The sequence below is a fragment of the Pseudomonas sp. B21-036 genome (genome assembly GCF_024748925.1).
Classification (GTDB): Bacteria; Pseudomonadota; Gammaproteobacteria; order Pseudomonadales; family Pseudomonadaceae; genus Aquipseudomonas; species Aquipseudomonas palmensis.
In genome coordinates this window covers 2632389-2658453 of sequence record NZ_CP087178.1, presented here as the reverse complement: position 1 = coordinate 2658453, position 26065 = coordinate 2632389, and the positions used below count along the sequence as shown (strand labels likewise).

Here is a 26065-nt window from a genome sequence, read left to right as displayed (position 1 = left end):
AGACCACTACCTGGCCCGCCGCCTGCAATGCCGAGGTCCACCCACCGGGTCGGTATTGACCAGGCGCAGCAGCACTCGACCCAGGCGGTTCAACTGCGCAGCTGCTTGATCTTGCGGTACAGCGTGGCGCGGCTGATGCCCAGGGCATCGGCTGCCGCGGTGATGTTGCCGTGATGACGCGCCAGGGCGCCACGGATCAGCTCCTCCTCGTTTTCGCGGATGCTGCCCGGCTGCTGGGTGCTGCCCCTGAGGTCTTCAAGCAGGCAGTCGGTCAGGTGTTCCAGGCCCAGCAGTGGCTCGCCCGGCTCGCGCATGGCCACCGCCGAGCGCACCACCATCTCCAGCTGGCGGATGTTGCCGGGCCAGTCGTAGTTGTTCAGCAACGCGGCCAGCTCCTTGCTCAGGCGCACGCCGTGGGCGCCGAACTTGTGCAGCAGGCTGTCGATCAGGGTGCCCAGGTCGTCGCGCTCGCGCAGTGCCGGCAGGCGCAGGCTCACGCCGTTGATGCGGTAGTAGAGGTCTTCGCGAAACTGCTGCTCGAGCACGTGGCGCTTGAGGTCGCGGTGGGTGGCGCAGATCACCGCCACGTCGATGTCCTGCTCTTCGCCGGCGCCCAGCGGCGCCACCCGGCGCTCCTGCAATACCCGCAGCAGGCGTGCCTGCAGGGCCAGCGGCATGTCACCCACCTCGTCGAGAAACAGGGTGCCGCCGTGGGCCTGCATCAGGCGCCCGACCATGCCGCCACGGCGCGAGCCGGTGAAGGCCCCTTCGCGGTAGCCGAACAGTTCGGACTCGATCAGCCCCTCGGGTATGGCCGCACAGTTGACGGCCACGAACGGCTTGCCGGCACGCGGGCTGGCCTGGTGCAGGGCGCGCGCCACCACTTCCTTGCCGGTGCCGGTTTCGCCCAGCAGCAGCACCGGCAGTTCGTTCTTCAGGCCCTGCAGGGCCATGCGCAAGGTGCGCGCAAGGCTGCTGTCGCGCCCGGCCAGGGCCTCGAGGTCGACGCTCTTCTGCGCGGCCACCGGGGCAGCGGGTGCAGGTGTCGCGGCAATCACGGGCTGGCGCGGCAGGTGCTGGGAACGGAAATAGAACTCGCCCTTGGCGGTCTGCACGCTGCTGATGCCGCCCTGCCATACCCGGCTGATGAAGGCGCTGGAGCGTTCGCCGATCAGGTCGCTGCAGCTGCGCCCCACCAGGGCGGCGCGCGATACCTGCAGCAAGGCGCAGGCCTGGTCGTTGGCGGCCAGCACCTCGCCGTCCAGGCTCAGGGCAAGCAGGCCGTGCCAGGCGCTGCCCAGGTACTGCGGGCGGTTGTGGAAGGCCACCACCAGTTGCTCGGGGTAACACAGGCCGAACATGCGGCTTTCGATGTTGCCGGCCGCCAGCAGCAGCGTCGAGAGATTGTCCTGGGGCTGGGCCATGACGCCTTCGCGGGTGAGGTCGAGCACCCCGATGATCTCGCCGCGCGGGTCGCGCAGCGGTACCGAGGTGCAGGAGAACGGGCTCAGGCGGTCCAGGTAGTGTTCGCCGCAGTTGATCAGCGTGGGGCGCCCTTCCACCACGGCGGTGCCGATGGCATTGGTGCCGCGCACCGACTCGCTCCAGCAACTGCCCGGGTGCAGGTCGCGCAACCCGGTCTGGCGCAGTGGCTCGGTGTTGCCCTCGATGGCCAGCACGTTGGCCTGGGCGTCGCCGAGGATGATGATGCCGCCCTTGCCCTGGCGCGACACCAGGTACTCCAGCTCCGGCGTGGCGGCGTCGATCAGCAGCCGGTTGCTTTCCAGCAGGCGCTTGAGTTCACCGCGCTGCGGGGCGGCCAGCTCGTGCCGCTCGCCTTCGAGGCAACTCAGGCCATGGCCGAGGCTGCGCCGCCACGAGGCATCGATCTCGTCGCGCAACATGCCCAGCGGCAACTCCCCGTCATGGACCAGTTTCATGCGTGCCTGGCGTGACTCCTGCAAAGGGTCAGCGGCGTTTTTTATTAGAATGGTGCGTGCCATCGCTTACTCCAGCGCCCGTCGAACGTTGTGCACTTAAGGCAATGTAACTCAAGGGAGTGTGCTTGAGATTTGCAGGGCCGTCACCCGCAGGCGCAGACAACCTGATCGGCAGAGTGGCACAAGGTTACGTTTACGTAAAGGTGATGAATCGCGACGTGTCGTCCTCCTTTCAGGCGCGCCGATTGCGCGCCAGCAGCCACAGCAGGTACACCCCGCCCAGCAGGCCGGTGGTCAGGCCGATGGGCAGGTTGAGGTTGGCCACAAAACGCTGGCTGAGCAGGTCGGCGGCCAACAGCAGTACCGCCCCCATCAGCGCTGCGCTCACCAGCGGCACCTGCGCCGAAGTGGTCAGGCGCCGTGCCAGCTGCGGCGCGGCCAGGGCGATGAAACTGATCGGGCCGGCCGCCGCGGTGGCGATCGCGGTCAGGCCCACCGCCGCCATCACCATCAGCAAGCGGGTACGCTCCACCGCCACACCCAGCTGGGCGGCGCTGTCGTCACCCAGTTCGAGGATGTTCAGGCGCCGTGCGTGGTACACCGCCACCGGCACCACCAGCAGCAGGCCCAGCGCCGCCGGCAGCACATGCGACCAGGTGCGGGTGTTGAGCGAGCCGGCCAGCCAGATCTGCGCCGACATGGCCTGGTCGAGGTTGCCCATCACCAGCAGCACGGTGTTGAGCCCCGAGAGCATCGCGCCCACGCCGATGCCCACCAGCACCAGGCGGTAGCCGCCGGTGGTGCGGCCCTTCATCGACAGCACGAATACCAGCGCAGCGGTGCCCACACCGGCGATCACCGCCGCCAGCGACGCCCCCAGCGGGCCGGCATCGAACAGGATGATCTGCACGATCGCCCCGCTCGCCGCCCCGGTGGTGAAACCGATGATGTCGGGCGAACCCAGCGCGTTGCGCGAGATGGACTGGAAGATCGAGCCGGCCATGCCCAATGCAGCGCCCACGCACAACGCGGTGAGCACCCGGGGCAGGCGCACGCGCAGCACGATGCGCTCGGTGGTCGGGCTCGGCCCTGCCCCCAGCAGGCTGGCCAGCACCTGGCCCGGCGTCAACGGCAAGGTGCCGATGCCCAGCAGCAGCACCCCCAGCCCCAGGGCCAGCAGCACCAGCACGGCACACACCAGCAACCCCCGTGGCTGCCAGCGAAACGACAGGGCGGCCAGGCGGACGACCCGTGTAGCGGTAGTGTTCATAGCTTGCTCAACCGGAATGTGCGCACCAGCGCGATAAAGAACGGCCCGCCGATCAGCAGCGCGACGATACCCGCCGCCACTTCCGCCGGCGCCGCCACGACCCGGCCCAGCACATCGGCCCCCAGCAGCAGCACGCCGGCAAACAGTGCCGAGTACGGCAGGATCCAGCGGTAGTCCGGGCCCACCAGCAGGCGCGCCAGGTGCGGCGCCACCAGCCCCACAAAGCCGATCGGCCCGGCAGCGGCGGTGGCAGCGCCGGCCAGCAGCATCACTGCCAGGCAGGCCAGCAGCCAGGTGAGGCGCACGTTCACCCCCAGCGCCAGGCCCAGGTCCTTGCCCAGGGCCATGGCATTGAGGCTGCCGGCCAGCGCCAGCACCGTGACAGCGCCCGGCACCACGGCCATCGCCAGCACCCCCACCGCCTCGAAGCCGCTCTTTTCCAGCGAGCCCGATGCCCAGTGGCGAAACTGGTCGAACACCTGCGCCGGCGCATTGAGGATGATGATGCCGGTGACCGAGGCCAGCATCACCGACAGACCGGCGCCGGCCAGCACCAGGCGCACCGGGTTGGTGCCGGTCTCCTGGGCACGGCCCAGCATGAACACGGCCACCCCGGCCAGCCCGGCGCCGACGAAGGCGCACCACACGTAACCGCTCATGCTGCTCAGGCCCAGCACGGCCACACCGACGATCACCCCTACCCCGGCCCCGGCGTTGATGCCCAGCAGGCCCGGTTCGGCCAGCGGATTGCGGGTCACCGCCTGCATGATCGCACCGGCCAGGCCCAGCGCCAGCCCGGCCAGTATCGCCACCAGCGTGCGCGGCACCCGCAGTTCGCGCACGATCAGGTGCTGGTCATCGAGCCGGTCGTAGGCCGACAGCGCCTCGAATACCTGGGCCACGCCGATGCTGCGCGACCCCACCACCAGGCTCGCCAGCACCGCCACGACCAGCAACAGCAGCCCCAGCAGCAGGCCCTGAAAACGTCTTGATCGCACCATGGCTCAGCGGTACGCCCGCGCCACGGCGTCGATCATCTCGCGCCCGGAGTAGTAGTCGATGCGAAACGAACTGGGCCCCAGTGCATACACCCGCTTGTGCACCACCGCCGGCAGGTTGGCCAGCACCGGGTCGGCGAGAAACGCCTGCACGTCGGCGTCGCTGCCGCCCAGCAGGAACACCGTGTCGCCGGTGATGGCCGCCGAGAGGTTTTCACGGGAGATGAAGTCCACGTCGGAGCTGCGCTTGACCTGCCCTTGCAACCCTTGCGGCAAGCCGGCCACCGCGAACCCGAGAGCTGCCAGCAGCTGCGCATGGGGGCTGTCCAGGCGCGCTACCGAATAGCTGCCACCCAGGTTGTAACCCACCACGCTGACCGCGCCGGCAGGTGGCGTGATGCGCGCTGCAGCCTGCGCGGCGTAGGCGTCGAAGCGCTCGATGGCCGCCTCGGCCTGCGCCTGCAGGCCGCTGGCCTGCCCCAGTTGGCGCGCCAGCTCCTGCCAGCTGTGGTTGGCGTAGTTGACCACCACCGTGTCGATACCCTGGGCCTGCAGCTCGGCCTGGTGGGGCAGCACACTGTCGGCGCCGGTGGCCGACACCACCAGCAGGTCGGGCGCCTGCCCGACCACCGCTTCGAGGTCGAACACCAGGTTCTTGTACAGCACCTGCACGCCGCGCTGGTCGGCCACCTCGGCCCACTGGGTGAAGAAGCCCTTGGCATCGGAGATGCGGCTGGGCGTGGTCGCGGCACTGGCCACCAACGGCGCGTCCATGGCCAGCAGGATGCCGGTCACGCTCGGCGAGGTGGACACGATGCGCTTGGGCGAGGCCTGCGCCGACGCCGTCGGCGCCTCGTCCGCAAGCTCGGCGGGCTGCCGGGCCAGCCACAGGGCGACGCTGGCCACAGCGACGATGGCCAGCACGGCCACCACAGTCTTTTTCATCGTCTAGTCCTGCTCGTCAAGGTGGTGGGCGAAGGTCGAGCCGCTGTAGCCCTTGCGGAACAGGCCGGCCTGCACCAGGCGTGGCATCAACTGGTCGAGAAACAGGTTCAGCGACTCGACCGAGCCACCGGGCGCGGCTATGAAGCCGTCGATGGCGCCACTGGCAGCCCAGTCCGCGATCTGCTCGAAGGCATCGTCGACGGTGCCGACCACCTGCCAGTGCGCCGCCGAGATCACCTCGGGGCGCAGCAGCAGTTGGTCGATGCTCAGCGACTCGCGCTCGATCAGCCGGCGCAGCAGGCTGCTGTGGGTACGACTGGAGGCGTCCGGCGCAACCACCGGCAGGTCGGCGCGGGTCACCGGGCGGTCGAGGGGCCAGTCGGCCAGGTCCAGCCCGGTCATTTCCTTGATCGAGGCCAGCTTGCGCGCGCGGTTCATGCGCCCGTGGGTTTGCATGAACACCGCCCGGGCCTGCTCGCGGGTGTCGGCCAGGTACAGGCTCAGGCCCGGCAGCAGGCGGATCGCCTGCGCCGAGCGGCCGTGGCGTTCGGCGCGCCGGCCCAGGTCACGGCGCAGTTCAAGCGCCGCTTCCTTGTCGGGCGTGGGTGCGAACACCAGGTCGGCCACCGAGGCGGCGAAATCCCGCCCCGACTCCGAGGCACCGGCCTGGATCAGCGGAATGCGCGTGCCGGGGAAGGCTGGCAGGTTCAGCGGGCCCTTGACCTTGAGGTAGGTGCCCTCATGGTTGACCGGGCGCACCTGGGTGGTGTCGGCATAGCAGCCATTGGCACGGTCGATGGTCAGCGCCTCGAACGGGAAGCTGCCCCACAGCTGGTGCACCAGCTCGGTGAACTCGGCCGCCCGCGCATAGCGCTCGTCGGCGTCGGGCATCTGCTCAAGGCCGAAGTTCTCGTGCCCCTGCAAGGCGGTGACGATGTTCCAGCCCACGCGCCCGTTGCTGATCCAGTTCAGCGATTGCAGCTGGCGCGCCACCACATACGGCGGATAGAAGGTGGTCGACACCGTCGACACCAGGCCGATGTGCGAGGTCTGCTGGGCCACGGCGGCCAGCAGGATGGTGGGGTCGAGGCTGGTGAAGCCAGGGCCGCTTTCGAGCATTTCCACCGGCAGGCAACTGACGTCGGGGCGGAACACGAAGTCCAGGTGCGCGGCTTCGGCGCGCTGCGCCAGATCGATGGCGAAGGCACTGGTGAACAGGCCCTCGACGTTGCTGTCGGCGCGCCGCCAGGCGTCGCCGCTGAGCCAGGTGGGGGCCAGTGAAAGGCCGATATGGAGTCGCTTGGGCGAGGTCATCAAAGCTCCGGGTGCAAGTGATCGAGTACGGCGGCCCCAGGGCCGCCGTTGACAGTGGGTTGATTCAGAACGAGCCCTTGACGCCCACGCCGAACATGCGTGGCGTGGTCATGCTCGCCTCGGTGCCGCCAATGCCGCGGTTCTGCTGCAGGTAGGTGGCCGAGCGGTCGTCGAACACGTTCTTGACGTAGCCGTACAGTTCCACCGCCGGGGTGAACTGGTAGCTGGCGCGGGCATCGGTCAGGGTGTAGGAGTCGACCGAATAGGACGAGTTGTTGGCCGTGTCGGAGTAGTAGCCGTCGATATGCCGCACCTGGGCCGACAGGTTGAGCTTGTCGGTCACGTCCCAACTGGGCCCGAAGCTCAGGGTGTAGCCGGGCGACTTGGCAAACTCGTTGGCCTGGTAGCTGTCGTTGCTGGTGATGCGGTCGATGCGCGTGCGCAGGGTGCCGGCGCTGGCCTTGAGGGTCAGGCTGTCGAGCAGCTGGTAGTCGGCGCTCAGTTCCATGCCGTAGGCGTGAGCCTTCTCGGCATTGATGGTGTAGGACTGGCTGATCCCGGTGGAGATCACCACCGGAATGTTGTACTGCGAATCCTTCATGTCCATGTAGAACAGGTTGCCGCTCAGGCGCAGGCGGTCATCGAGCAGGCTGGCGCGGGTGAACAGCTCGTAGTTCCACACCGACTCTTCCTTGAAGTACTGCCACTGGCGCGTCGACAGGTTGAGCGAGACACCGCCCGGGTTGTAGCCGCGGCTGACCATCGCGCCCACGGTCCAGTCCGGGGTCGCGGCGTAGGCCAGCGATACCTTGGGCAGCACGGCGGTGAAGGTCTTCTGGTAGTCCAGCGCAGTGGGCGCCAGCACCGAGTTGCCGTCGCGCTCGATACGGTCCTGCTGGAAGCGCAGGCCCGTGCTCAGGGTCCACAGGTCGCTCAGGCGGTAGTTCAGCTCGCCGAAGAGGCCGAGGTTTTCCTTGGTGTCGTCGAACGCCGACAGCCCGGCCAGGTTGAGGGTTTCGTCGGTCCTGGTGCGCGCCACGTAGAGGCCGGTGGCGCCGCTGAGCACGCTGAGCTGGTCACCGAACACCAGGCGGGTTTCGTTGGACAGGTTCTTCTGCTTGATGTCGGCGTCGCCCTGCCCCGGGATGCCGGTGTAGCGCTGCACGCTGGACAACGAATACTGCGCCTGGTTGATCAACTTGAGGCCGTTGTCGAAGTCGTAGCTCACGTCCAGCACGCTGGTGTTGGTGCTCTGCTCCCAGCTGGGCATGGTCGTGGTGGTGTGATCGAGCTTGTGGTACGGCGCCGAAGCGGCTTCCTGGGTGGGGCGGTTGCTCTCGTTGTGCGAGAAGGTGAACTTGGCCTCCAGCCCCTGGATGTCGGTGGGCAGCCATAGCAGCTTGGCGCGGGTGGTGAGCGCGCTGAAGTCGTGGTCGGTCTTGCCCTTCTGGAAGTTGGGGTTGGTGTAGTCGATGAAGGTATCGCGCGCCGAGTAGTCCACCGCCAGGCGCCCGGCCAGGTCGGTACCCATCAGCGGCCCGGACAGCGCGATGGAGGTGCGCTTGGCGTTGTAGTTGCCGATCTCGGCCTGGTAGGCGGCCTCGGGGGTGAAGGTCGGGTCCTTGGTGTTGACGATGATCGCGCCGGCGATGGCGTTGGCGCCTTGCGAGGTGGTCTGCGGGCCGCGGAACACCTCGATGCTGTCCACGTCCCACACCGAGGTGGCGCCGAAGAACATCTCGTTGTAGTTCAGGTAGTGGCCGTCCAGGTTGATGGTGGCCCGTGGCACGGTGCCGCCCCAGAACTGGTTCTGCCCGTTGTTCGGGCCCTGGGTGTCCTGGCCGCGGATGATCGGCGCGCCTACCGAGTCGGTGTAGATCACGTTGGGCACGTCATTGAGCACTTCATGCACGCTGGCGTTGCCGGTGTTCTGGCGCTCGATGTCGCGGGCAGTCTTGACCGACACCGAGGAGGCGGTGTTCTTCAGGTCACGCTCGAGCTTTTCCCCGGTGATCATGATCGGTTCGAAGGTGACTGCGCCTTTGCCCGGGGCAGCAACGGCATCATCGGCCATCGCAGGCGCCATGCCGAGCACGGTCGCCAGGGTCAGCACGCTGAAACCGCAGGTGAGTTCAAGGGGTGAATAGGCCTTCAAGATACGCTCCAAATGATAATCATAATCGTTTGTGCGAAAGGTATCATGTGGCCACTTCATTCCTCAATAGAGAATTCATTCTGCAATGTGGTAAATCCAGGGGCCCGGCCAGCGCTCGGAAAAGTCGGTATCATGCGCACCGACGCCGCGCACAAGCGGCGCACACTTGATGCCTGATGAGGAACAGCCGCCAGCCGGCGATGAGGAGAGGCCCGTTGAAAAAAACCATTCCAGCTGCGGATGACGCCCCGCACGCGCCGGGCGAAAAACGTTCGGGCACCATTCAGTCCGTCGCCATCGCCGCCCGCTTTCTCAACGTACTGGCCAGCGCCGAGCACGAACTGGCCCTGGGGGAAGTGGCGCGGCGCACCCAGACCGGCGCGTCCACCGCGCACCGCTATCTGCAGAGTCTGGTCAAGGAGGGCCTGGCCAGGCAGGACCCGGCCAGCAGCCTGTACGACCTGGGCCCGGCGGCGCTGAGCATCGGTATCGGTGCGCTCAAGCGGGTGGATGCAGTGGAGATCGCAGCCCAGCACATGAAGGCGCTGGCCCACCAGCATGCGGCCAGCGGCGGCGTGGCGATCTGGACCGACCGTGGCCCGACGCTGGTGCGCTGGTACCGCAGCGCGTTCTTCTCGATCAACCCGCTGGCCCTGGGCGACGTGCTGCCCATCGACAACACCGCCTGCGGGCTGGTGTTCCAGGCCTTCCTGCCCAAGGCCACCATCGATGCGGCGCGCAAGCTGCAACCGGCGCACTTTCGCGGCACGGCGCCGGCCAAGGCTGTGCTGGACGAGGTGCGCAGCAGCCGCTGGGCCGAGAAGACCAGCCACCTGCTGTCGAATGTCACCGGGCAGGCCGCGCCGGTGTTCGACGCCCAGGGCGAGATCGTGTGTGTGGTGACCACGGTGACCGACCTGGGTCAGCTCAAGACGCCCGAAGACCGCGATGCGCTGTTCCGGGCGGCCAGCCGGGTCAACCAGTCAACCGGCGGCCTGCCGTGGCAAGGCGCCTGACACCACCGCCCGCTCGCGCGACAAGGGCACCAGCAGCGGCGTGCCGCTGACCGGGTCGGCGATGATCATCGAGGCCACGCCGAACACCTCCTGCACCAGGGCCTCGGTGAAGATGCGCGCCGGGTCGCCCTGGGCGACGATGGCGCCGGCCTTCATGGCAATCAGGTGCGAGGCATAGCGGCACGCCTGGTTGAGGTCATGCAGCACCGCAACGATGGTGCGGCCCTGGCGATTGAGCTCGGCCAGCAGTTCCAGCAGTTCGATCTGGTGCGCGATATCGAGGTAGGTGGTGGGCTCGTCGAGCAGCAGTACCGGCGTCTGCTGCGCCAGCACCATGGCGATCCATACCCGCTGGCGCTGGCCGCCGGACAACTCCTGCAGCAGGCGCTCGGACAGCTCGCTGACCTGCGCCGCCTGCATGGCCGCGGTCACGGCCTGTTCGTCGGCCTGCGACCATTGGCGCAGGAACGACTGGTGCGGGTAGCGCCCGCGGGCCACCAGGTCGGCCACGGTGATGCCGTCGGGCGCAACCGCGCTCTGGGGCAGCAGGCCGAGCCGCCGGGCCACGTCCTTGGCCGCGAGCGTGTGAATATCGACCTGATCGAGCAGCACCGTGCCGCTCGAAGGCACCAGCAGGCGCGACAAGGCCCGCAGCAAGGTGGATTTGCCACAGGCATTGGGGCCGACGATGACGGTAAAGGACCCTTCGGTGATAGCCACCGAAAGGTCCGTGGAGATCGTGCGCTGGTCGTAGCGAAGCGTCACGGCGTCAGCCTGCAGGCGATACGTCATGGAGAGGGTGTTCCAGTGAAGGGATTCGGCGCCAGTATTGCAGATGAGGAATTTATTCCGCAATCCGGAACGCCGGCGCCCTGCCCTCAGCCCGCCGCCATCAACGGCTGGCACTGCGCGTAGTGCCGCGCCAGGCCCTTGAGCGAATGCCCCAGGGTGATACGGGTGTGCCGGTCGTACTGGTGCAGCAGGTCCAGACGGCCCTGCTGCAACCTGGCCAGGATGGCGCGGGCAGCCAGGTCGGTGGCACCCAGGGCGTGGGTCAGCCCCTGGGACGACACCGGGTCGAAGGCGATGGCCGCCTCGCCCACCGCCAGCCAGTGCGCCGATGCACAGCGCTGCAGTGCACTGCAGCCGGCATCCAGCACCTGAACCTGCGCTGCGGCCAGTTCGTCGGCACCTGCATAGCGCTGCATCAGGCGCGTGCGCTGCAGTTGCTCGGCCAACTGCGGCGCGGTGCGCTGACCGTCACCGCCGGGAAAGAAGCGCACCAGGTGGCGCTGGCCGCTGGCGGTGGTGGCCCCGGACCACCAGCCCTGGGCATCCGCCTCGATCAGCAGCCACTCGGTGTCGGCCAGTTCCGAGCCACCTCGGGGCAGGCGCGCCGCGACGGCCACCTGACGACTCAGGCGCTGGCGTCGTGCCCCGCCGAGCCGGGCGATGCAACTGGCCTTGCCGGTGGCATCCACCACGAAACGTGCCTGCCCGCGCCAGGGGTGTTCACCTCGCCGACCGCCCAGGGTAATGCTGTCGTCGGCAAAATCGGCATGGGTCACCCGCACGTCGTCTTCACGGGTGATCCCAAGCGCCGCCGCCCTTTCCCGCAGCCGGGCGTCAAACACCCGTCGTTCCAGGAACGCGCCATGGGCGGCGCGCTCGCAGAAGTAGTCGCGAAATACCGGCTCGCTGGTCAGCCAGATCGACTGCACGCCGCAGCAGCGTCGCGCCACGGTGCTGTCGTCGAGCAGGTCGGCGTGCCCCAGTGCGGCAAGTGCAGGCAACGCCTCGGGGGACAGGCACTCGCCGGGGCGCAGCGCAGCCTCGGGTTCACGCTCCACCAGCCCCACCTGCAACCCGGCCTGCGCCAGGCGGATGGCCAGCGCCGTGCCGGCCGGCCCGGCGCCCACCACCAGCACGTCGTGCACGGGGTTCAAATCTCGTCCCTGCGCAGCCGACGACGTGGCGGTACCTTCTGCCTGGGCGGCTCCAGTTCGGTCTCGCCCAGCAACGGTGGCGGCGAATCCAGGGCCTCGATCACCGCCAGCAGGTCGAGCTTGGCATTGGAGCCGGTGACCCGCTCGGGCCGCCCGCTTTCGATCCAGGCCCGCGCCGGCAACCCCAGTGCGGTCGCCTCGGGGGTGGCGTCATGGGCCAGCAGAATGCCCAACTCCCACCAGTGGCTCACCATCAGGTTGATGCGTGTGAAGTAGCTGCCCTTCAGGTCGCGCAGCCAGTCCTCGCGGTAGGAAAAATGCTTGAGCTGCTGCGCTGGCGTGGTACGTCTTGCGCCCACACGCTCCCACGCCTCGCTGCTCAGTACCTGGTTGGGCACGCGGGCCCCCCAGTAGCTGGGGAACGACAGGTAGGTACTGGGCTCGTACTCGGCATCCGACAGGCACGAGGCCTCGTCGGTCTGCCACGGCACGCCCAGCGCGCGGGTCAGCGAACCCGGGCCCACGCCGTCCAGCGGGCCCTGGGGTGCCAGGCACACCTGTGGCGTGAGTTCGTCCCCGAAATCCTGGCGCACCGCCTGCCCCTGGGGCAGTACCGCCAGGCGATAAGGGCTGCGCCACACGCTGGGCACACGCATGAACCAGGTCAGTTCGATGCCCGGGTGGAACGGGCCGCCCAGGCATTCATGCAGGCCGGCGCGGTCCAGCGCCTGGGCCTGGGCGCGCGGTTCGAGCGTGTCGAAGTCTGCCGGCACCGGCGCGCCCTGCCAGTCGGCGACGAATTCGCCTTGCGCCCACTGGCTCAAGGCCTGGTACATCAGCGGGGTGACCGCGAGCCCGACCGCGGATGGCGGCTGGGGGTCGAGGTCATAGTCGCCGTAATAGTCGCCGTACAGGGGCAACAGCGCCGGTGCGAACTCGGCGGTGCTGGCGGGGTCGCGAAACAGCGCGAAGACCTTGCGCCGAAAGTCCGCACTGGCCTCACCGGGGTCGGCCAGCCGCGCCACCACGTCGGGGTTCTGGGTATCGAGTGGCGAACCGTGGCCGCTGAGCATGAACAGGCCCTGGTTGGTCCACTGCATGTGGGTCATGCGCTCGAAGATCGGCCAGATATCGCGGGTGAACGAACAGCCCGGTTCGGCCGGCAGCTGACCCTGGCGCACGAACAGGTCACGCACCACCTCTTCCATGGTGACCACGCCGAATAGCCCTGGCGCGTAGTTGGGGGGCGTCACCACCAGGTAGCCGGGCTCGGCATCCAGGCGCTGGCCGTTGTTGAACGTCACCCGTGCGTACACCGGGCCGTCCGACACGTCGTCGTGCCAGTCGTCGTTGTTGGCGAAGGTTGTCGGTGGAGTCTTGTCCACCCGCGGTGCGCTGTGGCCGTGCCCGCCGAGAGCGATCAGGCGCCCGGCCTCGTCGGTGCGCAGTTCGCCCAGGTACACGGGTTTGCCGTGGAAGGTGCCGGTGTCGAAATTGAAGGGCTTGCCTTGCTGGCGGCGGCCGCTGATGGTCCTGGGGCCGGGGCGGATGTCCAGGGCCTGGCGCTGCGCGCCGGTCACGTGCGGGTTGCGTCGTTTTTCGGCGATGGCGTACTGGCCGGGCAGGTCCATGGCATTTTCGAAGGCGTACCAGCCGGCCTTGAGGTTGGCGACTTCCACGGTCCATTCGATCTGCACGCCGTCGTCCAGGCTCAGTTCCTGTACGGTGCCGTCGTGCAGTTCGGCATAGAGGCGAAAGCGCACGGCCTGGCGCCGCACCTGGCCCCTGGCATCGCGAAATTGCCCGTCGGCGCTGCTGGCCAGTGCCCCTGGCACTTGCGCGGCGAGTACGTACTCCTCATCGCCATCGGCGTTGCCGACACGGGCAACGCCGAGCCCTGGGTGCACACGAATGGATTTGATCGATGCCGGGCTGATCATGGCCGTCTAGCCTCCTTGCCAGTGGGGTCTGCGCGAATGCGCAATTTCGCGCTCAACGCTAGATGGCGAATGGAGGGGTGTCAAATGGCCATGTCAGCCAGCAACCCGAAGCTCAATTTGCGCCGTTGAGTCAGCCGTTGCGAGAGGCCGCGTTGTTGTTGATCGCCTTGGGCCCCGCCACGCCCCACACGATCAGGCCGACCAGCGGCACGAACACCACCAGCACGATCCACAACATCTTGCGGTCGGCCTTGCTCTTGCTGCCGATGATGCTCTTGATGGCCCACAGTTCCACCAGGGCCAGGATTACCGCCAATGTGATCCAGATATAACCGTTGTTTTGCATGCGTCATCTCCCGAATGGTATTGCGTTAGGTCAGGCGACGCCGCGATGGTTCAGTGAATCTGCGCCCAAAGGCGCCAGGCAGACACCTCACTGCACCGGCAGAAAGTTCATCAGCAACAGGCTCTGCGCATAGTTCAGGCCGATGCGCCGGTAGCGCTCGTCGAGCATCTGGGTCAGCAGGTCCAGGCGCGCGACGATCTTGCCGAACTCCACGGCAAAGCTCAGGTTGCTGCCCGCCTCGGAGATTTCGTTGGAGAACAGCAACAGCACGCCATTGGCATCCTGGCGCTGGCTCAGCAGCCAGGTGGCCTTCTCGATGTTGCGCGCTGCGTTGCTGACGAACTGCGGGTCGATGGTGTCGGTGATGAAGAATTCGGTACGCCCGCCATGGGCGGTCACCAGCATGCTGCCGATGGCGTAGATGAACGCGCCAACGCGGTCACCCCTGAACTCCGGGCTCAGGGCATAGCTCAGTGCCGCCAGGTCGCGGCGCTCGCCCAGCTGCGGCAAGGCCTGGCGCTGCTCGATGGCCTGGCGGATCTGCCGCTCGGCACTGGCAGCATCGAGAAAGCCCGATTCGCGCCACTGGTTGGGGTTGCGCAGGTACAGCTTGCTCATCAACAGGTACAGGCTCTGCAGGTTGTCCTGCATCGACAGCGTGGCCATGCGATCGACGCTGGTCTGGAACAGTTCCTGGGGCCGGCCGTTGCCCAGCTGGGTGGCGATATCGCGCCCCTGCTGCTGGGTACAGCCAGCGGCGCAGGCCATCAGCGTGCCCGCCAGCAACAGCCGGCGCAGCACGCGCTGGGGTGGAACGCAAAGCGGATAAACCATCGGCACCGGGGTCTGGGTTCACGGGCCGCGTCGGGGATCGACGCGTCCTGGCGATGAATAGAGCCGAAAAAACGCAAAAAGTGCGATAACCGCCAGACCGCAGTGGCGCCACGCCGCACTATTGGAGCACCGCGCCCCGCTCCTCCAGCAGTTTCACGAACATCGCCAGGCTGCGCGATACCGTGCCGCTGCGCCATACCAGCCAGGTGCGCAGGTAGCGAAAACGTTGCGACATCGGCCACACGCTGACCGTGGCGCACCCCGGCATGCTCTCGAGCATGCTGCGTGGCATCAGCGCCAGCCCCGCCCCTGCGCTCACGCAGGCGAGCATGCCGTGGTAGCTCTCCAGTTCGAAGATCTTGCCCGGCACGGCGGCATCCTGGGTGAACCAGCGCTCGAAATGATGGCGGTACGAACAGTTGGCCCGGAACGCATAGATGCTCTGCCCGTTGACGTCCTGGCCACGATGGATCGGCGCATGGTTGAGCGGCGCGATGATGACCATCTCCTCCTCGAACACCGGCACGCCCTCCAGCGAGGGGTGCAGCACCGGGCCGTCGACGAAGGCCGCCGCCAGGCGTCCCGACAGCACGCCTTCGATCATGGTGCCCGACGGCCCGGTGGAGAGGTCCAGCTCGACCTTGGCGTACTGCTGGTTGTAGGCCGCCAGCAACGCGGGGATGCGCACCGCTGCGGTACTTTCCAGCGAGCCCAGCGAGAACGCCCCCTGGGGTTCCTCTCCCGCCACGGTCAGGCGGGCCTCCTGCACCAAGGCCAGGATGCGCTTGGCGTACTCCAGGAAGGTCCAGCCGGCCGGCGAGAGGCGCAGGCGCAGCTTTTCACGAATGAACAGCTCCACCCCCAGGTCGGCTTCCAGCTGCTTGATCCGCGTGGTCAGGTTCGACGGCACGCGGTGGATGTGCTGGGCGGCTGCGCTGATGCTGCCGTGCTCGGCCACGGCGGTGAAGATCTCAAGCTGTACCAGGTCCAAAAACATTCTCCAAACGTGAAAGAAACCGTTTTTATTATTCAGTTTTCGAAAGATTAGCACGGCATTACGCTGGGCCCCTGTTTCCCTTCTGACAGGAACGCCCGCCATGACCGACATAACCAGCCACACCCATGCCCTCTCGATCAACCCGGCCACCGGTGTACGCATCGGCCACTACGCCTATGAAACCGACGCACTGATGGACGCCGCCCTGGGCCGCGCCGCTGCCGGGTTTGCCGGCTGGCGGCGTACCCCGCTGGCCACCCGCTCGGCCCTGCTGGTGAAACTGGCCGGCGTGCTGCGCGACAACGCCCAGGCCATGGCGCGGATGATTACCCTGGAAATGGGCAAGCCTGCGGCCCAGGCCCGCGGCGAAGTGGAAAAGTGCGCCCAGCTGTGCGAGTGGTACGCCGAGAACGGGCCGGCCATGCTGGCCCCCGAGCCGACCCAGGTACCCGACGCCAAGGCCCACATCGAATACCGCCCACTGGGCCCGATCCTCGCAGTGATGCCGTGGAACTTCCCGCTGTGGCAAGTGCTGCGCGGTGCGGTACCCGCGCTGATCGCCGGCAACACCTACGTGCTCAAGCACGCGCCCAATGTGATGGGCTCGGCCTACCTGCTGCGCGATGCGTTCCAGCAGGCCGAATTCCCCGAAGGCGTGTTCGAGGTGCTCAACGTGACGCCTGAGGGCGTATCCAGGGCCATCGTGGACCCGCGCATCGTCGCCGTGACCCTTACCGGCAGCGTGCGTGCCGGTGCCGCCATCGGTGCCCAGGCCGGTGCCGCGCTGAAAAAATGCGTACTGGAACTGGGCGGCTCCGACCCGTTCATCGTGTTGAACGATGCCGACCTGGATGCCGCCGTACAGGCTGCCGTGATCGGCCGCTACCAGAACACCGGCCAGGTGTGCGCGGCAGCCAAGCGGCTGATCGTCGAAGCCGGCGTGGTCGAGGCATTCACCCGCAAGTTCGTCGAGAAAACCCGCGCGCTGGTGATGGGCGACCCGTTGCTGGCCGACACCTACCTGGGGCCGATGGCGCGTCATGACCTGCGCGACGAGCTCGACCAGCAGGTCCAGGCCACCCTGGCCGAAGGCGCCACGCTGCTGCTGGGCGGGCACAAGGTCGACGGCCCGGGCAACTACTACGCGCCCACGGTACTGGCCGACGTCACCGACCAGATGACCTCGTTCCGCCAGGAGCTGTTCGGCCCGGTGGCCTCGATCATCACTGCCCGGGATGCGCGCCACGCCCTGCAGCTGGCCAACGACAGCGAATTCGGCCTGACCTCGACCGTGTACACCCGGGATGCGGCACTGGCCCGACAACTGGCCGACGAACTGGAGTGCGGCGGCGTGTTCATCAACGGCTACAGCGCCAGTGATCCGCGCGTGACCTTCGGTGGGGTGAAGAAGAGCGGCTTTGGCCGCGAACTCTCGCACTTCGGCGTTCGCGAGTTCTGCAACGCGCAGACCGTATGGTTTGATCGCCACTAAAGTACGAAGCACCTTCCTATAAAGCGCAGGATAAAAAAATAGGCTTATCCTGCGTTTAATAGATACCCATGGCAGCGCTTATCCATTAGCCTCAACTCACTCTCAAACACAGCAGGCACCTTGCCACTATAAAAATCAGCACCTTTCATCTATTTTGCGCCCGCTTGCAACTGCCAAACATAACTCGAAATAACAGTCTTGATTGGAGCGTTCGAATGTCGAAAAAACTCTTCACCCTCACCGTGCTCGGTGGCCTGATGCTGGCCAACAGTGCCTTTGCCGACAAGCTCACGGTGATCTCCTATGGTGGCGCGAGCAAGGCCGCGCAGGTCACCGCGTTCTACAAGCCCTACGAAGAAAAGACCAAGACCCAGGTGATCGCTGGCGAGTGGAACGGTGAAATCTCCAAGCTCATCGCCATGAACGACACCAAGACCGTGACCTGGGACGTGCTCGATACCGAAGACACCGACCGAGCCCGTGGCTGTGAAGAAGGTCTGTTCGAAAAACTCGACTACGAACGCCTCGGCACGCCGGGCGACTGGATCGAAGGCACCAAGAGTGACGACGGCTGTGGCGTCGGTATCTTCGTGTGGTCCAACGTGCTGGCCTACAACGCCGACAAACTGAAGGTCGCCCCTACCGGCTGGGCCGACTTCTGGGACGTGAAGAAATTCCCGGGCAAGCGCAGCCTGCGCAAGTCTGCCCGTGGCTCGCTGGAATTCGCCCTGATGGCCGACGGCGTGCCGCCTGCCGAAGTCTACAAGCTGCTCAGCACCAAAGAAGGTGTGGACCGCGCCTTCAAGAAACTGGACGAGATCAAGCCGTACATTCAGTGGTGGGAAGCCGGTGCACAGCCGCCGCAGTACCTGGTGGCTGGCGATGTGGTGATGGCGTCCTCGTACAACGGCCGCATCCACGCTGCACAGCAGAGCGGCAGCAACCTGAAGATCGTCTGGAACCAGAACCTGTACCAGTTCGACGAGTGGGCCATCCCGCGCGGCACCAAGAACCTGGACAAGGCCTACGACTTCATCAAGTTCGCCATGCAGCCTGAGCAGCAGAAGCTCTACACCGAGCAGATGGCCTACGGCCCGTCCAACACCAAGGCCGCCGAAATGCTCGACAAGTCGCTGGCTGACGACCTGCCCACCGCGGCAGAGAACCAGAAGAATGCACTGCGGGTAAACGTCGAGTTCTGGCTCGAGAACGCAGAAACGCTTGAACAGAAGTTCAACGCCTGGGCTAGCAAGTCCTGATTTCCCCTCCCTGTGCGCCTCATGGATGATCAGCGCACAGGTTCTATTCTCCTGTCCAGGGCCCTCCCCGCAGCCATGTCCAGTCCGCTAGACTGCGATCCTCTATCGTGTCTGGATCGTGGATTGCACATGAAACTCGCCACAGCCCTGGAACAGACCTCCCTCAGCCAGGCCACCGTGGTCGCGGGCAGGCAATGCCTGGACCGCGACCTGGCGTGGGTGCATATCGTCGATCACCCCGACATCTTCAACTGGCTGAAAAAGGGCGACCTGCTGCTGACCACCGGCTACAACTGGCCGCAAGACCCGCAAAAATGCCGCGACATGGTTCGCCGCCTGGCCGAGCTGGGCCTGGCCGGGGTCGTGATGGCAGTCCCGCACTTTCACGAACACTTCCCCCAGGCGGCCATCGAAGAAGCCGACCGCTGCTGTTTCCCTTTGCTGGAACTGCCCTGGGAAGTCGCCTTCAGCGACATCACCCAGCAGGTTCTCGAACAGATCATCAACTTCCAGACCCGCATCATCCGTCGCTCCGACCTTATCCACCGCATGCTCACCCGCGCTGCCATCGAGGCCGACAACCTGCAGAGCCTGGCCAGCGCACTCACCAGCGCCCTGGAACTGCCGGCGCTGATCGTGGCCAGCTCCGGCAGTGTGCTGGGGGCCAGCGAGCCGGCCAATGACGCCGTGGAGCTTGCCGTGATGCGCCACCTGAACGAGCAGGCCAACCTGCTGCAGGGGGTCGAGCCGCAGGTGCTGGAGCTGGACGCCGATGCCGGCGCATTTCGCCTGGGCTGCCCCATCCGCCTGCAGGGCGAGCGGGTCGGGGTGGTGTGGCTCAAGGGCCAGCGGGACAGCTTCGAGGAGCTGCACTGCCGCGCAGTGGAACATGCTGCGCTGATCGCCGCCTTGCAGCTGTCCCATCAACGCGAATTGCTGGACCAGGAAAACCGCCTCGGCCATGCCCTGGTGGCAGGGCTGCTGGAAGGCAAGTTCCCCGAAACGCCACGCGCCATCGAACGTGCGCTGGTGTCCGGCTGGTGTCATACCCGCGACTACCGCGTGTGCCTGGTGTTGCTGGACGAGCCGATTCCCCTCAGCCGCGAGGGCTTCCAGCGGCGCAAGGAACAGGCCGAGCGCATCACCGAGATCATGCAGGGGTTGGGAATCGCGCCCCTGCTGTCGGTGTCGTTGAACCAGATCAGCCTGATCGTGCCGGCCGATGTGATGCCCGAGTCGATCTGGAAGCATATTCGACTGGACGGCGGCGCCATGGCCGCCAGCCGCGTGCACCGGGGCGTGGCAGGCATGGCCCAGGGCGCCGGGGATGTGGCCACCCTGCTGCCGCTGCTGCGCCCGGGCAAGCTGCATGGGTTTGACGAAGTGCTGTTTCCGCGGGCGCTGATGGGCGACGACGATGCACGGCGCATGCTGCTGGAGCGCCTGGTGACCCCGCTGACCCGGCACAAGAACGGTGCCATGCTCATGGAAACCCTGTGCACCCTGGCCAGCGAAGGCTTTCAGCTGGCCAGCAGCGCCCGCTGCCTGGACATCCACATCAGCACATTACGCTACCGCGTGGAGCGCATCGAAGAGCTGCTGCAGCTGTCGATGGAGAACCCGCAGGCGCGCTTTCAGCTGCAGGTGGCAACCGAGATGTACCGCCTGCAGAACGACGCCTGACAAACAATCTGCTGCCTGTACCGCCAGGTGGCGGGCCAGGCCCGCTCCAGCAGGCCGTCAGAGGCCTTGCGGGAGCGGGCTTGACCGGCGCTGGAGACACCTCGACCACCCCCGCAGCATAGTGTGCTGCCAACCCCCTCAATACGGCATTTATGCCTGGCCCAAGCGGTCATCTCGGCATCGGTCACTGCGTGCCTGTTCTTACAATCGTGCCATTCACCGGACCCGTAGAAGGCACCCTCTCCATGTTGAAAAGCACACTGCGTGACCCCTCGCTGCTTGTCGAACGCGCTTACGTCAATGGCAGCTGGATCGATGCCGACAACGGCGAAACGATTGCCGTGATCAACCCCGCCGACGGCAGCGAAATCGCCCGGGTCCCGGCCCTCGGCGCCGCCGAGACGCGACGCGCCATCGAGGCCGCCCAGGCCCGTTTCGAAAGCTGGCGCGAAGTCCCCGCCGCCACCCGCGCACGTCACCTGGAAGCCTGGTACAGCCTGATCCTGGAAAACCAGGAAGACCTGGCGCTGATCATGACCGCCGAACAAGGCAAGCCCCTGAGCGAGTCGCGCGGCGAAATCGGCTACGGCGCCAGCTTCGTCAAATGGTTTGCCGAAGAGGCCCGTCGCATCTACGGCGACACCATCCCCGCGCCCACCAACGACCGCCGCATCCTGGTGCTCAAGCAGCCGATCGGCGTGGTGGCGGCCATCACCCCGTGGAACTTCCCCAACGCGATGATCACGCGCAAATGCGCGCCGGCCCTGGCCGCCGGCTGCACCGTGCTGGTCAAGCCGTCCGAGATGACCCCGCTGTCGGCCCTGGCCCTGGCGGTACTGGCAGATCGTGCCGGCATCCCGGCCGGGGTGTTCAACGTGCTCACCGGCCTGCCTGCCGGCATAGGCAGCGAAGTGACCGCCAACCAGGCCGTGCGCAAGTTGTCGTTCACCGGCTCCACGCGCATCGGCAAGCTGCTGATGAGCCAGTGCGCCGACACCCTCAAGCGCCTGAGCCTGGAGCTGGGTGGCAACGCGCCGTTCATCGTGTTCGACGACGCCGACCTCGACCTGGCGATTGCCGGGGTGATGCTGAGCAAGTTCCGCAACGCCGGGCAGACCTGCGTGTGCGCCAACCGCATTCTGGTGCAGGACGGCATCTACGACCGCTTCGCCGAGCGCCTGCGGGCTGCCGTGGCCGAGCTGAAGGTGGGTGACGGCCTGGGCGAGAACGTGACCATCGGCCCACTGATCAACGCCGCCGCCGTCGCCAAAGTAGCCAGCCACATCGGCGATGCGGTGGAAAAAGGCGCCAGCATCTCGATTGGCGGCATGCCCGACGACACCGGCCTGTTCGTGCAGCCGACCGTGCTGCTGGACGCCACCACCGACATGCTGCTGGCCACCGAAGAGACCTTCGGCCCGGTTGCCCCGCTGTTCCGTTTCAAGGACGAAGCCGAGGCCCTGGCCATCGCCAACGCTACCCCGTTCGGCCTGGGCGCCTACTACTTCACCCAGGACATGCGCCGCGCCTGGCGTGTGGGCGAGCGCCTGGAGTTCGGCATGGTCGGCCTGAACACCGGGATCATCTCCATGGAAGTGGCCCCGTTCGGCGGCATGAAACAGTCCGGTACCGGCCGTGAAGGCTCCAAGTACGGCCTGGACGAGTTCCTCGAAATCAAGGCCTGGCACATGGGCGGCCTCGACTGAATACCTGCGTTCCCGAACCCCTGACACCATCGTTAGTTAATGGAGCTGCACCATGAATTCTGCACTGACTGAAAATCAACGCCTGCTGGCCCTGCGCGAGCAGCACGTACCCCGCGGCATCGCCACCGCCCACCCGATCGTGGTCAGCCACGCCCAGGGTTCGGAGCTGTGGGACGTGGACGGCAAGCGCTACCTGGACTTCGTCGGCGGCATCGGCGTGCTCAACGTCGGCCACAACCACCCGCGTGTGGTCGAGGCCGTGCGCCGCCAGGTGGGCGAGATCTCCCATGCCAGCTTCCAGGTGGTGGCCTATGCGTCGTACATCGACGTGGCAGCGCGCCTGAACGCCATGGTCGGTGGCGGCGAAGCCTACAAGAGCGTGCTGTTCACCTCCGGCGCCGAAGCGGTGGAGAACGCCATCAAGATCGCCCGTGGCTACACCAACCGCCCGGCGGTGATCTCGTTCCGCGGCGGCTTCCACGGGCGCACCCTGCTGGGCGTCACCCTGACCGGCATGAGCCAGCCGTACAAGCAGAACTTCGGCCCGTTCCCGGCCGAGATCTACCACGCCACCTACCCCAACGAATACCGCGGCGTGAGCAGTGACGACGCCCTGGCCGAACTCGACCACCTGTTCGCCACCGACGTGGCCCCCGACCGCGTGGCGGCCATCCTGATCGAGCCGGTGCAAGGCGATGGCGGCTTCCTGCGCGCCCCCGATGCCTTCCTGCGTGCCCTGCGCGAACGCTGCACGCGCCACGGCATCGTGCTGATCCTGGACGAGATCCAGGCCGGCTTCGGGCGTACCGGCAAGCCGTTCGGCTTCCAGCACTCGGGCATCCAGCCTGACCTGGTGACCGTGGCCAAGAGCCTGGCCGGCGGCATGCCGCTGTCGGGTGTGGTGGGGCGTGCCGAGATCATGGACGCGCCGACCCCGGGCGGCCTGGGCGGCACCTACGGCGGCAACGCCGTGGCCTGCGCGGCTGCACTGGCGGTGATGGACCTGTTCGAGGAAGAAGACCTGCTGGCCCAGGGCGAGCAGCGTGCGGTGCAACTGCGTGAAGGCCTGCTGGCCCTGCAGAACCGCTACCCGTGCATCGGCGACGTGCGTGGCCTGGGCTTCATGCAGGCCATCGAGATCGTGGCCGACGACGCCGCGCAGACCCCGGACGCGAACCTGGCCCAGGCCATCATCGACCAGGCCCGTGAAGCCGGCCTGCTGGTGATCAAGTGCGGCGTGTACCGCAACGTGGTGCGCTTCCTGGCACCGCTGGTGACCACCGAGGCGCAGATCTCCGAAGCGCTGCGCATGCTCGACCAGGCGTTGACCCGCGCTACGGCGTAATCCGCCCCTCTGCGGCGCCACCTTCGCTGGCAATGCCGGCTCCCGCCGGGAGCGGCCTTGCCAGCGAAGGCCCCGTGGGTGAAAGTGTGTTTTTTTGTCATCCCGCATTTCAGGAGTCAGGAATGGAAGCGGCAACCAAGCTCGATCGGATCGATATCAACATCCTGGTCCAGTTGCAGAAAGACGGCCGCATGACCAACGTCAGCCTGGCCGAAGCCGTGGGGCTGTCGCCCAGCCCGTGCCTGCAACGGGTCAAGCGACTCGAGGCGGCAGGCTATATCAGCGGCTACGAAGCCCACCTGAACCTGGCCAAGTTCGCCAACTCGGTAACCATCTTCACCGAAGTCACACTGAGCGACCACAAACGCTCCGACTTTCAGAAATTCGAATCGAGCATTCGCAACATCGACGAAGTGCTCGAATGCCACCTGATCAGCGGTGGCTATGACTACCTGGTGCGCTTTCTGACCAGCAGCATCCAGCATTACCAGGAGCTGATGGAAACCATCCTCGACCAGAACATCGGCATCGAGAAGTACTTCAGCTACATCGTGATCAAGTCGCCGGTGATGAAGAACAAGGTGCCCCTGCGCAGCCTGCTCGCCGCCGTCTAGCGCCTGGCCTCGGCCTGCTGTTCATGCAGGCTGTCGAACAACGCCTGGGCCGCAGCCGACAGTTCGTGGCCCGGCTTGCTCAGCACCCCGATGGCACGTTCCACCGGGTCGCGCAGGGTGATGCAGCGCGCGCCCAGCTCGTGCATCTGGCCGGCGCACAGGGCCGGCACCGCGCTGACCCCAAGCCCGCTGGCCACCATGCGACCCACTGTCACCAGTTGATGGCTCTCGAACTCCACCGCCAGCTTCATGCCGCGCGCCTTGAGGTGCTCTTCGAGCATCACGCGCACGTTCGAGGGCCGTTGCAAGGTGATGAACGGCTGCTGCAGCAAGGTCTGCCAGTCGATTTCATCCAGCGCGGCCAGGGGCGAATCCAGCGGCACCACGGCAGTGAACCGGTCGACGTACAGGGGCGAGAACACCAGCGACGAGCCTTCGAACGGCTCGAACGCCACCCCCAGTTCCACCTGGCGGTCACGCACCATCTCCAGCACCTGTTCGTTGATCACGTCGTTCACCGTGACCCCGATGTTCGGGTAGCGGGTGCGAAAGTTCTTCAGGATGGGCGGCAGCAGGTTGCCGGCGAACGACGGCATCGCCGCAATGGTCACGCGCCCGCGCTGCAGGGTGAAGCGCTGGCGGATCTCGTCCTCGGCGTTGTCCCAGTCGGCAAGCAGGCGGCGCGCCAGGGGCAGCAGCGATTCGCCTTCCGGGGTCAGCGTGACGTTGCGCGTGGTGCGCGTGAACAGCCGCCCGCCCAGGCCCTCCTCCAGCGACTTGATGGTCAGGCTCAGTGCCGACTGCGACAGGTGCAGACGCTCGCAGGCCACCGCAAAACTCAGGCTCTGGGCCACTGCCCAGAAGGCACGCAGCTGCTTGACGGTCATGCTGACTCCGGCAAAAGGGGGAATTGTTGAGGTTTATCGATCAATCCATCTCAAAAATCAACTTAACAAATATATGTAATGGCGCAACACTCACGCCACTGGACCACTAACAAGGAGAATATTCCATGCAAGACGTCGTCATTGTCGCGGCCACTCGTACCGCCATCGGCAGTTTCCAGGGTTCGCTGGCCGCCATCCCGGCCCCGGAGCTGGGCGCAGCGGTGATCCGCCGCCTGCTGGAGCAGACCGGGCTGGCCGGCAGCGAAGTGGATGAGGTGATTCTGGGCCAGGTGCTCACCGCCGGCAGCGGCCAGAACCCGGCGCGCCAGGCCGCGATCAAGGCCGGCCTGCCCCATGCGGTACCGGCCCTGACCCTGAACAAGGTCTGCGGCTCGGGCCTCAAGGCCCTGCACCTGGGCGCCCAGGCGATCCGCTGTGGCGACGCCGAGGTGATCATCGCTGGCGGCATGGAGAACATGAGCCTGGCCCCCTACGTGCTGCCTGCCGCGCGTACCGGCCTGCGCATGGGCCATGCCAGCATGATCGACAGCATGATCAGCGACGGCCTGTGGGATGCCTTCAACGACTACCACATGGGCATCACCGCCGAGAACCTGGTGGACAAGTACGCCATCACCCGTGAGGCCCAGGACGCCTTTGCCGCCGCCTCGCAGCAAAAGGCCTGCGCGGCCATCGAGGCCGGCCGATTTGCCGACGAGATCACCCCGATCCAGATCCCGCAGCGCAAGGGTGAGCCGCTGGTGTTCGCCACCGACGAACAGCCCCGCGCCGGCACCACCGCCGAGTCGCTGGCCAAGCTCAAGCCGGCGTTCAAGAAGGACGGCAGCGTGACGGCGGGCAACGCCTCGAGCCTCAACGACGGCGCAGCGGCGGTGCTGCTGATGAGCGCGGCCAAGGCCAAGGCCCTGGGCCTGCCGGTACTGGCGCGCATTGCGGCCTATGCCAATGCGGGCGTGGACCCGGCGATCATGGGTATCGGCCCGGTCAGCGCGACCCGTCGCTGCCTGCAGAAGGCCGACTGGTCGCTGGATCAGCTGGACCTGATCGAAGCCAACGAAGCCTTCGCGGCCCAGGCGTTGTCGGTGGGCCAGGAGCTGGGCTGGGACGCGAGCAAGGTCAACGTCAACGGCGGCGCGATTGCCCTGGGCCACCCGATCGGTGCCTCGGGTTGCCGGGTGCTGGTGTCGTTGCTGCACGAGATGATCAAGCGTGATGCGAAGAAGGGCCTGGCGACCCTGTGCATCGGTGGTGGGCAGGGTGTGGCGTTGGCCATCGAGCGCGCCTGACCCTCGATCTGCAGCGCCTCGTCGCGGGTCAAGCCCGCTCCCACAGGATTGCCGTGGCCCCTGTGGGAGCG

The 26065-nt window shown here is 66.6% G+C and carries 21 protein-coding genes; 8 read left to right on the top strand and 13 right to left on the bottom strand.

All coding sequences use genetic code 11. The features are described from left to right. Window positions 1-89: 89 nt before the first annotated feature. From LOY33_RS11885 to LOY33_RS11860, 6 genes are all read right to left on the bottom strand, one after another. Window positions 90-2003: a sigma-54-dependent Fis family transcriptional regulator gene (locus tag LOY33_RS11885; RefSeq protein ID WP_254999550.1), complete on the bottom strand. Its 1914-nt coding sequence runs from the start codon at window positions 2001-2003 to the stop codon at window positions 90-92. A gap of 169 nt (window positions 2004-2172) precedes the next feature. Further along, a complete protein-coding gene (locus LOY33_RS11880; RefSeq protein ID WP_253086649.1) occupies window positions 2173-3210 on the bottom strand; it encodes an iron chelate uptake ABC transporter family permease subunit in 1038 nt (345 codons plus the stop codon). Then, window positions 3207-4211, bottom strand: a complete 1005-nt coding sequence (locus LOY33_RS11875) for an iron ABC transporter permease (RefSeq protein WP_088515046.1) — start codon at window positions 4209-4211, stop codon at window positions 3207-3209. Before LOY33_RS11875 ends, LOY33_RS11880 begins: the two co-directional genes overlap by 4 nt. A gap of 3 nt (window positions 4212-4214) precedes the next feature. After that, window positions 4215-5153: a Fe2+-enterobactin ABC transporter substrate-binding protein gene (gene fepB, locus LOY33_RS11870; RefSeq protein ID WP_100632738.1), complete on the bottom strand. Its 939-nt coding sequence runs from the start codon at window positions 5151-5153 to the stop codon at window positions 4215-4217. 3 nt (window positions 5154-5156) lie between these two features. Next, window positions 5157-6467 carry an NtaA/DmoA family FMN-dependent monooxygenase gene (locus LOY33_RS11865; RefSeq protein ID WP_123753055.1) on the bottom strand — a complete coding sequence of 437 codons (1311 nt, stop codon included), beginning with the start codon at window positions 6465-6467 and terminating at the stop codon, window positions 5157-5159. Window positions 6468-6531: 64 nt separating this feature from the next. Beyond that, complete coding sequence (locus LOY33_RS11860; protein WP_258662701.1) at window positions 6532-8622, bottom strand: TonB-dependent receptor; 2091 nt, start codon at window positions 8620-8622, stop codon at window positions 6532-6534. Window positions 8623-8822: 200 nt separating this feature from the next. Between LOY33_RS11860 and LOY33_RS11855 the strand changes: the two genes are divergently transcribed. Further along, window positions 8823-9638 carry an IclR family transcriptional regulator gene (locus LOY33_RS11855; protein WP_058540522.1) on the top strand — a complete coding sequence of 272 codons (816 nt, stop codon included), beginning with the start codon at window positions 8823-8825 and terminating at the stop codon, window positions 9636-9638. Here the strand turns inward: LOY33_RS11855 and LOY33_RS11850 are convergent. The 6 genes from LOY33_RS11850 to ptrR form a co-directional block, all read right to left on the bottom strand. Continuing rightward, a complete protein-coding gene (locus LOY33_RS11850; protein WP_043861228.1) occupies window positions 9606-10430 on the bottom strand; it encodes an ABC transporter ATP-binding protein in 825 nt (274 codons plus the stop codon). The two genes, LOY33_RS11855 and LOY33_RS11850, sit on opposite strands and share 33 nt — an antisense overlap. Window positions 10431-10516: 86 nt before the next feature. Next, complete coding sequence (locus tag LOY33_RS11845; RefSeq protein WP_229590264.1) at window positions 10517-11575, bottom strand: NAD(P)/FAD-dependent oxidoreductase; 1059 nt, start codon at window positions 11573-11575, stop codon at window positions 10517-10519. Window positions 11576-11580: 5 nt separating this feature from the next. Beyond that, complete coding sequence (locus LOY33_RS11840) at window positions 11581-13524, bottom strand: LodA/GoxA family CTQ-dependent oxidase (RefSeq protein ID WP_258662699.1); 1944 nt, start codon at window positions 13522-13524, stop codon at window positions 11581-11583. A 130-nt stretch (window positions 13525-13654) separates the two neighbouring features. Continuing rightward, window positions 13655-13870: a PLD nuclease N-terminal domain-containing protein gene (locus LOY33_RS11835; protein ID WP_043861225.1), complete on the bottom strand. Its 216-nt coding sequence runs from the start codon at window positions 13868-13870 to the stop codon at window positions 13655-13657. An 87-nt stretch (window positions 13871-13957) separates the two neighbouring features. Next, complete coding sequence (locus LOY33_RS11830; protein WP_043861224.1) at window positions 13958-14704, bottom strand: hypothetical protein; 747 nt, start codon at window positions 14702-14704, stop codon at window positions 13958-13960. 118 nt (window positions 14705-14822) lie between these two features. Next, entirely contained in the window at window positions 14823-15695 is an 873-nt protein-coding gene (ptrR, locus tag LOY33_RS11825; protein ID WP_043861265.1) for a putrescine utilization regulator PtrR, read from the bottom strand. A 106-nt stretch (window positions 15696-15801) separates the two neighbouring features. Between ptrR and LOY33_RS11820 the strand changes: the two genes are divergently transcribed. From LOY33_RS11820 to LOY33_RS11795, 6 genes are all read left to right on the top strand, one after another. Continuing rightward, window positions 15802-17193 (top strand): aldehyde dehydrogenase family protein, encoded by a 1392-nt coding sequence (locus LOY33_RS11820; RefSeq protein ID WP_258662696.1) that lies wholly within the window; start codon window positions 15802-15804, stop codon window positions 17191-17193. Between the two features lie 215 nt (window positions 17194-17408). Then, entirely contained in the window at window positions 17409-18452 is a 1044-nt protein-coding gene (locus LOY33_RS11815; RefSeq protein WP_043861222.1) for a polyamine ABC transporter substrate-binding protein, read from the top strand. A gap of 129 nt (window positions 18453-18581) precedes the next feature. Continuing rightward, window positions 18582-20135 (top strand): PucR family transcriptional regulator, encoded by a 1554-nt coding sequence (locus LOY33_RS11810; protein ID WP_058540217.1) that lies wholly within the window; start codon window positions 18582-18584, stop codon window positions 20133-20135. A gap of 245 nt (window positions 20136-20380) precedes the next feature. Further along, window positions 20381-21841, top strand: coding sequence for an NAD-dependent succinate-semialdehyde dehydrogenase (locus LOY33_RS11805; RefSeq protein WP_054914469.1), 1461 nt, complete (start codon window positions 20381-20383; stop codon window positions 21839-21841). A gap of 52 nt (window positions 21842-21893) precedes the next feature. Further along, a complete protein-coding gene (gene gabT / locus LOY33_RS11800; RefSeq protein ID WP_043861219.1) occupies window positions 21894-23186 on the top strand; it encodes a 4-aminobutyrate--2-oxoglutarate transaminase in 1293 nt (430 codons plus the stop codon). 122 nt (window positions 23187-23308) lie between these two features. Continuing rightward, the gene (locus LOY33_RS11795) at window positions 23309-23800 is read left to right on the top strand and encodes an Lrp/AsnC family transcriptional regulator (protein WP_043861218.1); all 492 of its coding nucleotides are present in this window, start codon (window positions 23309-23311) and stop codon (window positions 23798-23800) included. Here LOY33_RS11795 and LOY33_RS11790 read toward each other — a convergent pair. Continuing rightward, on the bottom strand, window positions 23797-24687 hold the full coding sequence (locus LOY33_RS11790) for a LysR family transcriptional regulator (protein WP_043861217.1): 891 nt from the start codon (window positions 24685-24687) through the stop codon (window positions 23797-23799). The two genes, LOY33_RS11795 and LOY33_RS11790, sit on opposite strands and share 4 nt — an antisense overlap. A gap of 125 nt (window positions 24688-24812) precedes the next feature. Between LOY33_RS11790 and LOY33_RS11785 the strand changes: the two genes are divergently transcribed. Further along, window positions 24813-25994 carry an acetyl-CoA C-acetyltransferase gene (locus tag LOY33_RS11785; protein ID WP_043861216.1) on the top strand — a complete coding sequence of 394 codons (1182 nt, stop codon included), beginning with the start codon at window positions 24813-24815 and terminating at the stop codon, window positions 25992-25994. The last annotated feature ends 71 nt before the right edge of the window (window positions 25995-26065 follow it).